The 15,036-nt window shown below is 70.8% G+C and carries 14 protein-coding genes; 7 read left to right on the forward strand and 7 right to left on the reverse strand.

All coding sequences use genetic code 11. From position 1 onward, the window contains the following. Positions 1 to 11: 11 nt before the first annotated feature. The 5 genes from EJC51_RS12605 to EJC51_RS12625 form a co-directional block, all read right to left on the reverse strand. Positions 12 to 947 (reverse strand): carbohydrate ABC transporter permease, encoded by a 936-nt coding sequence (locus EJC51_RS12605; protein ID WP_126271157.1) that lies wholly within the window; start codon positions 945 to 947, stop codon positions 12 to 14. A 100-nt stretch (positions 948 to 1,047) separates the two neighbouring features. Then, positions 1,048 to 2,787 carry an L-arabinonate dehydratase gene (gene araD / locus EJC51_RS12610; RefSeq protein ID WP_126271158.1) on the reverse strand — a complete coding sequence of 580 codons (1,740 nt, stop codon included), beginning with the start codon at positions 2,785 to 2,787 and terminating at the stop codon, positions 1,048 to 1,050. Beyond that, entirely contained in the window at positions 2,784 to 3,692 is a 909-nt protein-coding gene (locus tag EJC51_RS12615; protein ID WP_126271159.1) for a dihydrodipicolinate synthase family protein, read from the reverse strand. Before EJC51_RS12615 ends, araD begins: the two co-directional genes overlap by 4 nt. Continuing rightward, positions 3,689 to 4,357, reverse strand: a complete 669-nt coding sequence (locus tag EJC51_RS12620; RefSeq protein ID WP_126271160.1) for a GntR family transcriptional regulator — start codon at positions 4,355 to 4,357, stop codon at positions 3,689 to 3,691. Before EJC51_RS12620 ends, EJC51_RS12615 begins: the two co-directional genes overlap by 4 nt. Before the next feature lie 340 nt (positions 4,358 to 4,697). Beyond that, entirely contained in the window at positions 4,698 to 5,288 is a 591-nt protein-coding gene (locus EJC51_RS12625; protein WP_126271161.1) for a TIGR03086 family metal-binding protein, read from the reverse strand. A gap of 148 nt (positions 5,289 to 5,436) precedes the next feature. On the opposite strand from EJC51_RS12625, the gene EJC51_RS12630 reads away from it, so the two are divergent. Continuing rightward, on the forward strand, positions 5,437 to 6,696 hold the full coding sequence (locus EJC51_RS12630; protein ID WP_126271162.1) for an MFS transporter: 1,260 nt from the start codon (positions 5,437 to 5,439) through the stop codon (positions 6,694 to 6,696). On the opposite strand, the gene EJC51_RS12635 is transcribed toward EJC51_RS12630, so the two are convergent. Both EJC51_RS12635 and EJC51_RS12640 read right to left on the reverse strand, forming a co-directional pair. After that, entirely contained in the window at positions 6,633 to 7,793 is a 1,161-nt protein-coding gene (locus EJC51_RS12635) for a hypothetical protein (RefSeq protein ID WP_126271163.1), read from the reverse strand. The genes EJC51_RS12630 and EJC51_RS12635 overlap by 64 nt on opposite strands. Further along, positions 7,790 to 8,731 carry a 5-dehydro-4-deoxyglucarate dehydratase gene (locus EJC51_RS12640; RefSeq protein WP_126271164.1) on the reverse strand — a complete coding sequence of 314 codons (942 nt, stop codon included), beginning with the start codon at positions 8,729 to 8,731 and terminating at the stop codon, positions 7,790 to 7,792. The genes EJC51_RS12635 and EJC51_RS12640 overlap by 4 nt, the downstream gene beginning before the upstream one ends. Positions 8,732 to 8,906: 175 nt before the next feature. Between EJC51_RS12640 and EJC51_RS12645 the strand changes: the two genes are divergently transcribed. From EJC51_RS12645 to EJC51_RS12670, 6 genes are all read left to right on the forward strand, one after another. Continuing rightward, positions 8,907 to 9,716 carry an NAD-dependent epimerase/dehydratase family protein gene (locus EJC51_RS12645; RefSeq protein ID WP_126271165.1) on the forward strand — a complete coding sequence of 270 codons (810 nt, stop codon included), beginning with the start codon at positions 8,907 to 8,909 and terminating at the stop codon, positions 9,714 to 9,716. 284 nt (positions 9,717 to 10,000) lie between these two features. After that, a complete protein-coding gene (locus EJC51_RS12650) occupies positions 10,001 to 10,768 on the forward strand; it encodes a DeoR/GlpR family DNA-binding transcription regulator (RefSeq protein ID WP_126271166.1) in 768 nt (255 codons plus the stop codon). 76 nt (positions 10,769 to 10,844) lie between these two features. Further along, a complete protein-coding gene (locus EJC51_RS12655) occupies positions 10,845 to 12,215 on the forward strand; it encodes an ABC transporter substrate-binding protein (RefSeq protein WP_126271167.1) in 1,371 nt (456 codons plus the stop codon). Beyond that, positions 12,212 to 13,150 (forward strand): carbohydrate ABC transporter permease, encoded by a 939-nt coding sequence (locus tag EJC51_RS12660; protein WP_126271168.1) that lies wholly within the window; start codon positions 12,212 to 12,214, stop codon positions 13,148 to 13,150. Before EJC51_RS12655 ends, EJC51_RS12660 begins: the two co-directional genes overlap by 4 nt. Further along, positions 13,147 to 13,983 carry a carbohydrate ABC transporter permease gene (locus EJC51_RS12665; RefSeq protein WP_126271169.1) on the forward strand — a complete coding sequence of 279 codons (837 nt, stop codon included), beginning with the start codon at positions 13,147 to 13,149 and terminating at the stop codon, positions 13,981 to 13,983. Before EJC51_RS12660 ends, EJC51_RS12665 begins: the two co-directional genes overlap by 4 nt. After that, entirely contained in the window at positions 13,980 to 14,969 is a 990-nt protein-coding gene (locus tag EJC51_RS12670) for a zinc-dependent alcohol dehydrogenase family protein (protein ID WP_126271170.1), read from the forward strand. The genes EJC51_RS12665 and EJC51_RS12670 overlap by 4 nt, the downstream gene beginning before the upstream one ends. Positions 14,970 to 15,036: the final 67 nt, after the last annotated feature.

Raw genomic sequence — 15,036 nt, forward strand, 5'->3', positions numbered from 1 at the left:
TTCCTTGATGCTCACTTGTCCTCGCCTCCGAACTTGCTCAGGCGCAGATAGACCATCGAGCAGAAGAGAAGAATCACGAACGCCACGGTGGTCAGGGCGGACGCGTAGCCGAAGTTGTGGGCGTCGACGCTGGTGTTGGCGATGTAGAGCGGGAGGGTCGTCGTCTCGCCGGCGGGGCCGCCGCCCGTGAGGGTGTAGAGCAGGTCGACGTTGTTGAACTCCCAGACCGCGCGCAGCAGCGTGGACAGCACGATCGCGTCCTTCAGGTGCGGCAGCGTGATGTGCCAGAACTGCTTGAGCCGGCTCGCCCCGTCGACCTCGGCGGCCTCGTACAGGTCCTTCGAGACGGACTGGAGGTCGGCGAGGATGAGGATCGCGAAGAAGGGGACCCCGCGCCACAGGTCGGCGACGATCGCCGCCGGGAACACGGTCGAGGTGTCCGACAGCCAGCTGGTGCCGTACGACCCGATGCCCAGGTCGGCGAGGTAACGGGTGATACCGGTCTGGGAGTTGTAGAGGAGCACCCAGATCGCGGAGGTCAGCACGCCGGAGACGGCCCACGGCGAGAAGACCATCGCACGGCCGAGCGCCCGCCCGACGAAGGTCTGGTTGACGATGAGCGCCAGCGCGAGCCCGAACAGCAGCTGGAGGCCGACCTCGACGAAGACCCACTTGGCGCTGAAGGTCAGGGTGTCCCAGAAGGCCGGGTCGTCGGTGAAGATCTTCGTGAAGTTGTCGAAGCCCGCGTAGCCGTTGCGCCACGGCTTGGTCGGGTTGTAGTTCTGCAGGCTGTAGTAGAAGACGCTGATCACCGGGTAGGCGATGAAGCCCAGCATGAGCAGGGCGGCCGGTGCGATCAGCAGGTAGGGGAGCCTGCGCGGGGTGGCGGAGGCACGGCGCCGCCGGGGTGGCGCGGGCGGTTTCGCCACGGCTGCGGCTTGGGCCATGACTGTTCTCCGATCGGTTCGGTACGCGGTGCGGGAAGCGCTTTCTCCAGGTGCAGAGTGATGCGAAGGCCTTGTAGAGGAAGGCCCGTGGTGCTCGGGATCAGCTCGCGTAGGGGTCCTGCACGGTGCCCTTCCGGGCGAGGAACTCGAAGTCGCAGCCGGTGTCGGCCTGCGTGATCTGCTCGTTGTAGAGGGCGCCGTAGCCACGCTCGTAACGCACGGGCGGAGGCGTCCACTCAGCCCGCCGACGCGCCAACTCCCCCTCCTCCACGTGGAGATGGAGGGAGCGCGCCTCGACGTCCAGGGTGATCAGGTCGCCGCCGCGCACGAGGGCGAGCGGTCCGCCGACGTACGACTCGGGCGCGACGTGCAGCGCGCAGGCGCCGTAACTCGTGCCGCTCATGCGGGCGTCGGAGATCCGGACCATGTCCCGCACGCCCTGCTTGAGCAGGTGGTCGGGGATGGGCAGCATGCCGTACTCGGGCATGCCGGGCCCGCCCTTGGGCCCGGAGTTGCGCAGCACGAGCACACTGTCGGCGGTGATGCCGAGCGACGGGTCGTTGATCGTCCGCTGCATGGTCCTGTAGTCGTCGAAGACGACCGCGGGACCGGTGTGCTTGAGCAGGTGCGGCTCGGCGGAGATGTGCTTGATGACGGCGCCGTCCGGGCAGAGGTTGCCGCGCAGGACGGCGACCCCGCCCTCGCTCGCGACCGAGTTCTCCCGGGTGCGGATGACATCGTCGTTGTGGACGACCGCCCCCTCCAACTGCTCCCCCAGCGTGCCGTTGACGGTCGGCCGGTCCAGGTGGAGCAGGTCGGTGATCCGTGACAGGAAGCCGGGCAGGCCGCCGGCGAAGTGGAAGTCCTCCATGAGGTACGTCCGGCCACCGGGCCGCACGTTGGCCAGCACCGGGACGGTACGGGCGATGCGGTCGAAGTCGTCGAGGGTGAGCTTGATCCCGGCCCGGCCCGCCATGGCGATGAGGTGGATCACGGCGTTGGTGGAGCCGCCCAGCCCGAGCACGGTGGTGACGGCGTCCTCGAAGGCCGCACGGCTGAGGATCTCGGACGGCTTCAGCGCGGTCCAGGCGAGTTCGACGGCCCGGCGCCCGGAGGCGGCGGCCATCCGCTCGTGCCCGGAGTCGACGGCCGGGATCGAGGAGGCGCCGGGCAGGGTCATCCCCAGCGCCTCGGCGGCCGCGGTCATGGTGGACGCCGTCCCCATGGTCATGCAGTGACCGGGAGACCGCGCCAACCCGCCCTGGAGTTCCCGGAGTTCACAGTCGGTCAGATTGCCGGCGCGGTGCTCGTCCCAGTACTTCCACATGTCGGTGCCGGACCCGAGCGTCTCCCCGCGCCAGTGCCCGGGAAGCATGGGCCCAGCGGGAACGAAAACGGACGGTACGTCAGCCGAGGCGGCACCCATGAGCAGCGCCGGCGTCGACTTGTCGCAACCACCCAGCAGCACGGCCGAGTCGATCGGATAGGACCGCAGCAGCTCCTCGGTCTCCATCGCGAGCAGGTTGCGATAGAGCATCGGGGTCGGCTTCTGATAGGTCTCCGACAGGGTCGCGACCGGGAATTCGAGCGGGAAGCCCCCGGCCTGCCACACCCCCCGCTTGACCGCCTCGGCACGCTCGCGCAGATGCACATGACAGGGGTTGATGTCGGACCAGGTGTTGAGAACGGCGATGACCGGACGTCCCCGGTACTCCTCCGCCTCGTAACCGAGCTGCCGCATCCGGGCGTTGTGCGACCAGGTGCGCAACTGCCCCTCGGTGCCGTACCACTGATGGCTGCGGAGTTCCTCCGCGCTCAACCGCTCTCTGCCGTCGGTCATATCGACCACCCGGCGGCGATGGCGGCGACCTCGTCCCGTTCGTCCTCGGGCAGCAGCCTGCTCGGCGGCCGGACATCGCGGCGGCACAACCCCAGAGAGGCGAGAGCCTCCTTGACGACGGTGACGTTGTTGGCGGAGCCGTTTGCGGCGCGGAGTTCCTCGAAGCGCCGGATCTGCTCCCAGACCTTCATCGCCCCCGGATAGTCACCGGATCGAAGCGCTTCGATCATGTTCAGCGAGACGGCCGGGGCGACGTTCACCAGCCCCGAGGTGAACCCGGTGGCACCCGCCGAAAAGTAGGAGGGGGCATACGGCTCGGCGAGCCCCGCGACCCACACGAATCGATCGAGCCCCGCGTCCCGGGCGAAGCCGGCGAACCTGGACGCGTCCGGAACGGCGTACTTCACCCCGATGACGTTCGGGCAGGAATCGGCCAGCTCGGCCAACCGCACCCCACTGAGCTGGGCATTACGGATGTACGGCACGACGCCCAGCTCGGGCACGGCCTCGGCGATGGCGCGGTGGTAGTCGACCCAGCCGCCCTGGGAGACGTACGGATGGACGGGCTGGTGGACCATCACCATGGCGGCGCCCAGCTCCCGGGCATGACGAGCGGAGGCGACAGCGGTCGGAATGTCATGCCCGACACCGACGAGGATCACGGCACGCTCACCGGCCTCGTCGATCGTCATCTCGGTGACGAGCTGCCGCTCCTCCGGGGCCAAGGCATAGAACTCGCCGGTGTTCCCGTTGGGGGTGAGCGTCCTGATCCCCCCGTCGAGCAGACGACGCAGCAGGGCCCGGTGGGCGTCCTGGTCGACGGAGCCGTCCTCGGCGAAGGGGGTCACCGGGATCGCGACCACGTCGGCCAGGGCGGCCCGCTGGGTCTCGAACGTCGCTGTCATGCCTGACCGTCCTCTCCCTGAGCCTCGGACCCGGCGTCCGGGAAGGCCCGTTGCACGAACGAGGCGATGTGCGCGTGGAGGGCGCGGGCGGCGCCGTCGGCGTCACCGTCGAGGGCGAGCCGCAGGATCTCGCGGTGCTCACCGGCCTCCCGCTCCCAGGAGGGCGAGGCCGCCCAGGCGACGGCGGAGACGAGGGCCGCCTGATCACGGACCTCGTCGAGCATGCGGCCCAGCAGCGGGTTGCCGCACGGCAGATACAGGGCGCGGTGGAACTCCCGGTTGGCCAGCGACCGTTCGGCGGCGTCGGTGGCCCGGTCCGCACGGGTCAGCGCGTCCCGGGCCTCGTCCAGGGAAGCGCCTCGCCTGACGGCCCGCTTCAGCGCCTCGGGTTCGAGGAGCAGCCGGACGTCGTAGACCTCGCGCGCCATGTCCGCGTCCACCATGCGCACCGTGACGCCCTTGTACTGGCTCATCACGACGAGCCCGGTACCGGCGAGGGTCTTGAGCGCCTCGCGCACCGGGGTCTTGGAGACCCCGAACTGCGCGGCGAGGTCGGTCTCGACCAGCGCCTGCCCGGGCGTCAACTGCCCGGTGAGGATGCGGTGTTTGATCGCGTCCAGCACGAACTGCGTGCGGGACGGGATCGGCGTGGGCACAGAGGTCATGCGCGCCTCTCGGAAGTCACGTATCAGATCTCGCGTATCGCGTATCGCGTCTCATATATGACGTACGAAGTACGACGCGTTGAAGGTAGAAGTGGGCAACGAGTTCGTCAATGCTTCTGACAAAGGAAGTTGAGGTTGCCGGTCGGACAACGTGGGTCTCACCCTCGCGGCGCGGCACCCGGCGACGGCGGGAAGGGGACGTGTCGGGGGGTGTCCGCCCGCATCGGTTGGCGCGTCAACGCGGCCGCCCCTTGTGGAGGACCGATTCCGCGCCGTTCCGAGAACGGACACCCCCGGCGCGGCCCCGGCCCCCACGCACCGAACCGCACACAACGCGCTCTCAGGACGGCGACCACCCCGGCGTCCGCCCACTCAGCCCCACCGCCCGCTCCAGTACCGTCGCGTCGTCCGCGACCGGCACCACCGGTCCGAAGATGCCCCCGCCCCGGCTGGGGTCCTCGGCGGCGGCCAGCAGAAAGCCGTACGTCGCCTGAAGCGCGGCAGGATCGGGCTCGTACCGCTGCCCGGTCGCGACGGCGAGATCCCAGCCGTGGATCACCAGCTCATCGACCGCGACGGCTCCCCCGACCTCCCCCGGCAGATCGACCCCGCCGGCCCGGGTCATCCCGGTCCACGCGGCCGGATCGCGCCACGCCTCCGCGAGCTCGGCCAGCACCTTCGGAAGCTCCTCCCGCCAGCCGGGCCCGATGTCAGGGACCGCGGCGGTCGGCGGCGTGTCGGTCGTGGCGCCGAGATCCTTGCGCGCGGCATCACGGAACGCGACGGACAGATGCAGCAGGTGGCCCAGGACGTTACGTACCGCGTACTCGGGGCACGGCGTCCCGCCCGCCAGCTGCTCGTCGGTCACCGCCTCCGCGAGGCGCGCCACGACACGGGTCTGCGGTCCGAGATCCAGGGGCACGTCGGTCATTCGCTTCTCCTCAGAACGTCGTCTGAGAGGAAGACCGCCCCCACCCCCGAAACTCATCGCCGCCCGCCGGACCCACCCCCTCCCCGGCGCTTTTCTAGGGCACCTTCCCCATCCGCCCACCCCCTCCTTAGCGCCACGATCAACAGGCATGACACCCCGGCCAACCCGTCCCCACCGCCTCCTCCACGACCCCAACGCCCGCCTCTACCTCACCGCGGTCGTCGTCTCCGGCTTCGGCACCTCCGCGCTGTGGCTGGCCTCCGGCGTCTGGGTCAAAGACCTCACCGGCTCGAACGGCCTCGCCGCCCTGTGCATGCTCGCGATGTGGGCCCCCACCCTGGCCGGCCCCGCCCTCGGCACACTCGCCGACCGCACCCGCCGCAAACCGCTCCTCGTCGGAGCGAACCTGCTCCTGGCCACCCTCCTGCTCACCCTCACCACCGTGGACGCCTCCGGCGACCTGTGGCTCCTGTTCACGGTGCTCTTCGTGTACGGCGCGACCGGCGTCGTCCACGACGCCGCCGAGTCCGCCCTGGTCGCCTCAGCCGTGGACCACACCCTCCTCGGCGACTTCAACGGCCTGCGCATGTCGGCGACGGAGGGCATGAAACTCCTCGCCCCCCTGGCGGGGGCGGGCCTCTACGCGGCGTACGGCGGACCCGCCGTCGCCCTCCTCGACGCCGTCACGTTCCTGGCCGCGGCCGCCCTGTACGCCCGCCTTCGCGTCCACGAACCCGGCCCCGAATCCCACCGCGCCCCCAACCCCAAACCCCCCACCCCCACCTGGCGCACACAGACCGCCGAGGGCGCCCGCCACCTGTGGCGGCACCCCCGACTCCGCCCCCTCGTCCTGGCCGGCGGCACCACCATGCTCTTCGCCGGCCTCAACGGCGCGATGATCTACGCCGTCGTCGACAGCCTCGGTCACTCCCCCGCGTACACCGGTGTCCTGTACGCCGTCCAGGGCGCCGGTTCCATAACGGTCGGCCTGCTCTCCGGCCCCGCGCTGCGGCACCTCGGCGAGCGCCGCTTCGCGGCGTACGGCATCGCCCTGACGGCCGTCGCGGCGGGCCTGCGCGCGATACCGGCCGACTGGCTGGCGCTGGTGTGCAGCGCGGCGAGCGGCCTGGGCCTGCCGTGCGTGCTGATCACCGTGCTCACGGCCGTACAGCGGGAGACCCCGGACGCGCTGCTCGGCCGTGCCGTCGCCACGGCCAACACCTTGGTGTTCGCACCGAACGTCCTCGGGCTGGCCGCGGGCGCGGCACTGGTCGAACTGGTCGGCCTGCGCCCCCTGTTGCCGATCCTGGGCGCGGTGTGGCTGGCGACCGCCGTGCCGCTGCTTCACAGCCCGGCGAGCGCCGACCCAACCGCTTCCAGGTCCGCGTCCGACGCCAATCCGGCGTGATACAGCCGCAGTTCCGTCGCCCCGAGCGCACGCGCGCGTGCCGCGTCCGAGGCGAGGGTGCCGGGGCTGCCGCCCATGCCGGAGACGACGGTGAAGTTGGCGGCGATGACCGACCCGCCGGACACCTCGGCAAACGGGGCCAGCAGGCCCGGCCCGCCCGCGCAGGGCACGACCACCCCGTCCGCGACGGACAGGATGTGCGCCGGGTCCACGCCGGCGTTGGCGCCCACGTGGTACGAGACCGGGTCGGCGTGCAGCAGAATCCGGAAGCCCGCGGGGGCGGCATCGCGCACCGCCGTCACCGCCGCCTCCTGGAGCGTGCGGGCGGTGTCGTCGCGCCACGCGCGCGTGGCGGCCGCGATCGAAGCGCCCAGGAGCTTCTCGACTCCGGCCCAGCCCCCGTCGGAGGGCGCCCCGCGCCACACCGGCTCCAGGGCGGCGCGGACGCCGGCCGCCAGTTCGCCGGCGTCGACGCCCCGGGCGCCGTAGCCCTCCCGGCAGGCGGGGCAGAAGCAGAGCGCCATCAGGTACAGGCCCGCGTCGCCGAGGCCGACGCCGCCGGTCTTGTCGTGGGCGTGCAGATGCTGGAGGCCGTACCAGCCGAGGGACTCCAGCTCGGTGCCGTGGGCGCCCGGCCGTACCGCCGCCTCGGCGGCCAGGTCGACGAGGTACGCGCGCGTGGCGGGCTGGGCGATGCACGGGGCCCAGGGGTAGCGGTCGCCGTAGGCGTTGACGACGGAGGTGTCCGGATGCTCGGCGCCCAGCCGGGAGTTGTGCGCGAGGACCACCCAGGTGTGCACCTCCAGGCCGGCGTCGGTGAGCGCCGCGGCCGCCTCGCCGAACGCGTCGCCGGGCGCCCAGTCGCCGGCCGGGTAGGGCCGCAACTCCCGTCCCTGCCAACGGTCGTCGGTGGGGTAGAGCACGGCCGCGTGCTCGGCGGTGACGATGCGATGGCGCGGGTGGCGGGGGGTCAGCGCGCGCGTGGAGTGGTAGGCGGAGGCGAGCGTCACCTGCTGGACTCCGGTGGCCGCGATGGTCGCGGCGGCCCGGGGGTCTCCGTTGACGTCCCAGGGGTAGACGAATGCCGACGCCTTCACTTGCCCTCCTCCAGCAGCGCGTAGCCGCGTTCGATGATCTGCGCGAGCCGCTTCACATGGTCCTCTCCCGGCTCGTGCAGCGGCGGCCTGACCTCCCCCACGTCGAGCCCGCGCAGCCGTACCCCCGCCTTGACGAGGGCGACGGCGTAGCCGCGGCCCTGGGCGCGCAGTTCGACGAAGGGACGGTAGAAGCCGTCGAGGAGGCGGTCCACCGTCGCCCGGTCCCCGCTCTCCAGCGCCTCGTGGAAGGCGAGGGCGATCTCGGGCGCGAAGCAGAACACGGCGGAGGAGTAGAGCGGCACCCCGACGGCGCGGTAGGCGAGTTGGGTCTGCTCGGCGGTGGGCAGTCCGTTGAAGTAGAGGAAGTCGCCCGGGACTTCACTTCGTACGGCGCTCACGATCCGCTGCATCAGGTCGAGGTCGCCGAGGCCGTCCTTGAGCCCGACGATCCCTCGGGTACGGGCCAGTTCGACGACGTTCTCCGGGGTGAAGACGGCGTTGTCGCGCTGGTAGACGATGACGGGCAGCGCGGTGGCGGCGGCGATCTCCCGGTAGTGCCGCAGCAGTCCTTCCTGCCCGGCGATCACCAGGTACGGCGGCAGGGCGAGCAGCCCGTCCGCGCCGGCCGCCTCGGCGAGCCTCGCGTACCGCACGGCGAGCGCGGTGCCGTACCCGGCGCCCGCGACGACCGGCACCCGTCCCCCGGTGGCCTCGACCGCGGCCCGTACGCACGCCTCGAACTCCTCGGGCGTGAGCGCGTGGAACTCCCCGGTGCCGCAGCAGGCGAACACGGCGGCGGCCCCCGCCTCGACGCCCCGGCGCACATGCGTGCGGTAGGTGTCGAGGTCGACGGCGCCGTCGGGGCCGTAGGCGGTGACGGGGAAGAACAGCGGCCCGCTGGGGATGCCGAGGCGAGCGGCGAGGTCGGCAGGCGTCACGGGCACTCCCTGGGACGAGAAACGGCGGCGTCGGGGCAAGGAAAAATCAACGTGCGGGATGTTGATCGAAGTTTACATTTATGAACACACGCCGCACCACCCTTGACGCGACGAGCCGGTGATCCTTAGCTTGTCCACGAATGTGAATATGGGTCCAGTCCAAGGAGAGCCGAGCATGCCAGCGCCCCGCACCGTTCTGCTCACCGGCGCCGCCGGCGGCCTCGGCACCCTGATGCGAGACCTGCTCCCTTCCTACGGCTACGAGCTGCGCCTGCTCGACCTGCTGCCGATCGAGGGCGAACCGGACGCGATCGTCGCGGACCTCGCCGACAAGGACGCGCTCCGCGAGGCCGTCCGGGGCGTCGACGCGATCATCCACCTCGCGGGCATCTCGCTGGAAGCGTCCTTCGACAAGATCCTCAAGGCGAACATCGAGGGCACGTACAACCTGTACGAGGCCGCTCGCGAGGAGGGCGTCCCGCGGATCGTCTTCGCCTCCTCCAACCACGCCGTCGGCTTCACCCCCCGCCCCCAGGGCGACGACCCGCTCATCCCCGTCGACACCCCGCGCCGCCCGGACACCTTCTACGGCCTGTCCAAGTCGTTCGGCGAGGACCTCGCGCAGCTGTACTGGGACAAGTACGGCCTGGAGACGGTCTCGGTCCGCATCGGCTCCTGCTTCGCCGAACCCACCAGCGTGCGCATGCTCTCGGTCTGGATGAGCCCCGCCGACGGCGCCCGCCTCCTGCACGCGGCCCTGACCGCCGAGGACGTCAAGCACACCGTCGTCTACGGCTCCTCTGCCAACACCCGCCTGTGGTGGGACCTGACCACGGCCCGCGCCCTCGGCTACGACCCCCAGGACGACTCCGAGCCGTACGCCGAGAAACTGATCGCCGAACAGGGCGACCTCGACCCGGACAACATCGCCCACGCCCACCTGGGCGGCCACTTCGTGAGCGACCCGCCGATCTGGCCGTACTGACGGGCGCGGAACGGGCCGGTCGCGGGCTCATACGGGCGCGGCCCGCGCCGTGGATCGTGGCGCGCAGCGCCACGCCCAGGGGCGCGGGCAACTGCGCGACCAGCCACAACACACCCGCAGCCGCCGCACCACCGCACTCCCCGAGCTCATGGGCGCACCTTGCCCGAACGGGCAGATCCGGTCAGCATCCCCCTCGTAACAGACCTGGTCACCACCCCGTCCCCGCTGTACAACTTCCTGCATACGGCCCGAACGGGCAGCACGACAGGAAAGCGGGTGACCGGATGACCAGGACCGCGGAAGAACGCCAGCGGGAAATCGTCCACGCCGCCCGCACCACCGGCGCCGTGGAGGTCAACACCCTCGCCATCCAACTCGGCGTGGCCAAGGAAACCGTCCGCCGAGACCTCCGCGCCCTGGAGGACCACGGCCTCATCCGCCGCACCCACGGCGGCGCCTACCCCGTGGAGAGCGCCGGCTTCGAGACGACGCTCGCGTTCCGCGCCACCAGCCACGTCCCCGAGAAGCGCAGGATCGCCACCGCCGCGGCCGACCTCCTCGGCGACGCCGAGACCGTCTTCGTCGACGAGGGCTTCACCCCCCAGCTCATCGCCGAGGCGCTGCCCAGGGACCGCCCGCTGACCGTGGTCACCGCGTCCCTCCCGGTGGCCGGCGTGCTCGCCGAGGCGGAGAACACCTCGGTCCTGCTCCTCGGCGGCCGGGTCCGCCCCGGCACCCTCGCGACCGTGGACCACTGGACGACGAAGATGCTCGCCGGCTTCGTCGTCGACCTCGCCTACATCGGCGCCAACGGCATCTCCCGCGAACACGGCCTCACCACCCCCGACCCGGCCGTCAGCGAGGTCAAGGCGCAGGCCATCCGGGCCGCCCGCCGCACGGTGTTCGCGGGCGTCCACACCAAGTTCGGGGCGGTCAGCTTCTGCCGGTTCGCGGAGATCGGCACGCTGGAGGCGATCGTCACGAGCACGCTGCTGCCGTCGGCGGAGGCCCACCGCTACTCCCTGCTCGGTCCACAAGTCATCCGCGTCTGAGAACCCCACCCACCCCTGAGGCGGCGCGCCACACCCTGTCGCGCCCTTTATCTCCCCATATGTGCAGGAGCGATCCATGCGAACCCCGAGCCGACGACGGCCACCGCGAGCCCCGCTCGCCCTGGCCGCCGCAGGGACGCTGCTAGCCCCGCTGCTCTCCGGCTGCTGGGCCGGAGCCGGCGGGGCGGGATCGGGCGGCGACTCGATCAACGTCCTCATGGTCAACAACCCCCAGATGACCGAGCTTCAGAAGCTCGCGCCCCGCTTCACCGATGAGACCGGTATCAAGGTCAACTTCACCGTGCTGCCGGAGAACGACGTCCGCGACAAGATCAGCCAGGACTTCGCCAACCAGGCCGGCCAGTACGACGTGGCGACCCTCTCCAACTACGAGATACCGATCTACGCCCGCAACGGCTGGCTGCACGAGATGGACTCCTACGTCGCCAAGGACCCGGCGTACGACGAGCAGGACGTCCTCAAGCCCATGCGCGAGTCCCTGACCGGCGACGACGGCAAGCTCTACGGCCAGCCCTTCTACGGCGAGTCGTCGTTCCTGATGTACCGCAAGGACGTGTTCGCCGCGAAGGGCCTGACGATGCCCGCGCACCCCACCTGGACCCAGGTCGCCGACCTGGCCGCGAAGGTGGACGGGGCCGAGCCCGGCATGAAGGGCATCTGCCTGCGCGGGCTGCCCGGTTGGGGCGAGGTGATGGCGCCGCTCACGACCGTCGTGAACACCTTCGGCGGCACCTGGTTCGACAAGGACTGGAAGGCCCGGCTCGACTCCCCCGAGTGGGAGAAGGCGGCGAAGTTCTACGTCGACCTGGTCCGTGCGCACGGCGAGTCCGGCGCCGCCCAGTCCGGCTTCGCCGAGTGCCTGAACAACATGACCCAGGGCAAGGTCGCCATGTGGTACGACGCCACGAGCGCCGCCGGTTCCCTGGAGGCGAAGGACTCCCCGGTCAGGGGCAAGGTCGGCTACGCCGCCGCTCCGGTGGAGAAGACCGAGTCCTCCGGCTGGCTCTACACCTGGGCCTGGGGCATCCAGGACGCCTCCCGCAACCCCGACAAGGCCTGGAAGTTCGTCTCCTGGGCCTCCGGCAAGCAGTACGAGGAGCTCGTCGGCGACGAGATCGGCTGGTCCAACGTCCCGGCCGGCAAGCGCGCTTCGACGTACACGAACGCCGCGTACCGCCAAGAGGCCGCCGCCTTCCAGGAGATGACCAAGGAGGCCATCGAGGGCGCCCGGCCCACCGACCCGGGGGTGCAGCCGCGCCCCGCGCCCGGCATCCAGTTCGTCGGCATCCCCGAGTTCACCGATCTCGGCACCAAGGTCTCGCAGGAGATCAGCGCGGCGATCGCCGGACGCCAGTCCGTCGAGTCGGCGCTGAGCAAGTCCCAGCGGCTCGCCGAGAAGATCTCCGAGGAGTACGAGGGACGATGACCGCGACGACGACGGCCCCCCTGGCCACCACACCCGTCCGCACCACCCGCCAACCGTCGGCCCGGCTGCGCGCCTGGGCCACCCGGGCCCCGCTGCTCCCCGCCCTCATCTTCATGATCGCGGTCACCCAACTCCCGTTCGTGGCCACGCTGGTGATCTCGTTCTTCGACTGGAACGCCCTCTATCCGAAGGCCCGCCACTTCACGGGTGTCGACAACTACCGCGAGGTACTCACCGACGCGGACCTGCGCCACTCGGTGTGGACGACCGTCCTGCTGACGGTGGCCGTGGTCCTGGCCAGCCTGGTCCTGGGCCTGGTCCTCGCGCTGCTCCTCGACCGGAGGTTCCGGGGCCGGGGCGTGGTCCGCACGCTGCTCATCGCCCCGTTCCTGGTGGTCCCGGTGGCGGCGGCGCTGCTGTGGAAGCACGTCCTCTACAACCCCGAGTACGGCCTGCTGAACGGCCTGCTGCACTACGTCGGCGGCCCGCAGCCGGACTGGATCTCCAACACCCCGCTACTCGCGGTGGAGGCGTCCCTGGTCTGGCAGTGGACCCCGTTCATGATGCTGATCCTGCTGGCGGGCCTACAGAGCCGTGACCCCCAGCAGCTCGAAGCGGCGCGGGTGGACGGCGCGAGCGACTGGCAGATATTCCGCCACCTCACCCTCCCGCACCTGCGCCGCTATCTGGAACTGGGCGCCCTGCTGGGCTCGATCTACATCGTCCAGAACTTCGACGCGGTCTTCACGATCACCTCGGGCGGCCTGGGCACGGCGAACCTCCCGTACACCGTCTACCAGAGCTTCTACCAGGCCCACGAGAACGGCCTCGCCTCGGCCGCGGGCGTCCTGGTCGTCATCGGCTCGATCATCATCGCGACCTTCGCCCTGCGGGTCGTGTCGTCTCTGTTCCGCGAGGAGGTGGGCCGGGCATGAGCGCGACCATCGTGAAACGCAAGGGACTTGGCCTCGGCGTGACAGCCTGGCTGCTGGGGATCCTCTTCTTCCTCCCCATCGCCTGGATGGCCCTGACGTCCTTCCACTCGGAGTCGGACGCCGCGACCAACCCCCCGTCCTTCGGGGCGGCGTTGACCCTGGACGGATACCGCGAGTTCTTCGGCACGGGCGGCGGCGCGAGCCCCTGGCCGGCGCTGGTCAACTCGACGGTGGCCTCGGTGAGTTCGACGCTCCTCGTCCTCCTCCTGGCACTCCCCGCGGCCTACGCCCTCTCCATCAACCGGGTCCGGAAGTGGACGGACGTCCTGTTCTTCTTCCTGTCGACGAAGATGCTCCCGGTGGTGGCGGGCCTGCTGCCGATCTATCTGTTCGCCAAGAACACGGACATGCTGGACAACATCTGGCTGCTGGTCATCCTCTACACGTCGATGAACCTGCCGATCGCGGTGTGGATGATGCAGTCGTTCCTGGCCGAGGTCCCGGTCGCGATCATCGAGGCGGCGCGGGTGGACGGCGCGAGGCTGCCCACGATCCTCGCCCGCGTCGTCGCTCCGATCGCCCTCCCCGGCATCGCGGCGACGTCGCTGATCTGCTTCATCTTCAGCTGGAACGAGCTGCTGTTCGCCCGGGTCCTGACCGGCGTGGTCGCCGAGACCGCCCCCGTCTTCCTGACCGGCTTCATCACCAGCCAGGGCCTGTTCCTGGCGAAGGTGTGCGCCGCGTCGCTCGTCATCTCCCTGCCGGTGCTCGCCGCGGGGTTCGCCGCCCAGGACAAGCTGGTCCAGGGCCTGTCGTTGGGAGCCGTGAAATGAAGGCCGCCGTCATCGAGTCCGTGGGCAGGGCCGTCGTCGCCGAGGTCCCGGACCCGACGCCGGGCCCGCGGGAGGTGGTCGTTGAGGTCGCGGCCTGCGGGCTGTGCGGCACCGACCTCCACATCCTCCAGGGCGAGTTCGCCCCGAAGCTGCCGATCGTGCCGGGCCACGAGTTCGCGGGCGAGGTGGTCGGGGTGGGCACCCAGGTCACGGAGCTGTCCGTGGGCGACCGGGTGGCGGTGGACCCCTCCCTGTACTGCCACGAGTGCCGCTACTGCCGTACCGGCCACAACAACCTCTGCGAGCGCTGGGCGGCGATCGGCGTGACGACGGCGGGCGGCGCGGCGACCTACGCGCTCGCCCCGGTCGCGAACTGCGTACGCCTCCCCGACCACGTCCGCACCCAGGACGCGGCGCTGGTGGAACCGCTGTCGTGCGCGGTACGCGGCTACGACGTCCTCCAGTCGCGCCTGGGCGCCCACGTCCTGATCTACGGCTCCGGCACGATGGGCCTGATGATGCTGGAGCTGGCCAAGCGGACGGGTGCGGCGAGCGTGGACGTGATCGACGTGAACCCGGCCCGCCTGGAGACGGCCCGCCGGCTCGGCGTCTCGGCGTCCGCGGCGCATGCGGACGAGCTGGACCGCCCCCAGGGCTGGGACCTGGTGATCGACGCCACGGGCAACGCGGCGGCGATCCAGGACGGCCTGGACCGGGTGGCCAAGGCCGGCACGTTCCTCCAGTTCGGCGTGGCGGACTACGCGACGAAGGTGACCATCGACCCGTACCGCATCTACAACCAGGAGATCACCATCACCGGCTCCATGGCGGTCCTGCACAGCTTCGAGCGCGCGGCGGAACTCTTCGCGAACGGGGTGCTCAACCCGGAGATCTTCATCAGCGACCGCATCCCGCTGGACCGCTACCCGGAGGCGTTGGAGCAGTTCGCCGCGGGGGTGGGCAGGAAGATCGTGGTGGTGCCGTAGCGGTTTCCCGGCCGGGGCGGGTGGGCGCGGGCGGGCGAAAACCCTTGGCGCCCACCCCCACCCCGCC

The organism is Streptomyces aquilus, assembly GCF_003955715.1.
Lineage (GTDB): Bacteria > Actinomycetota > Actinomycetes > Streptomycetales > Streptomycetaceae > Streptomyces > Streptomyces aquilus.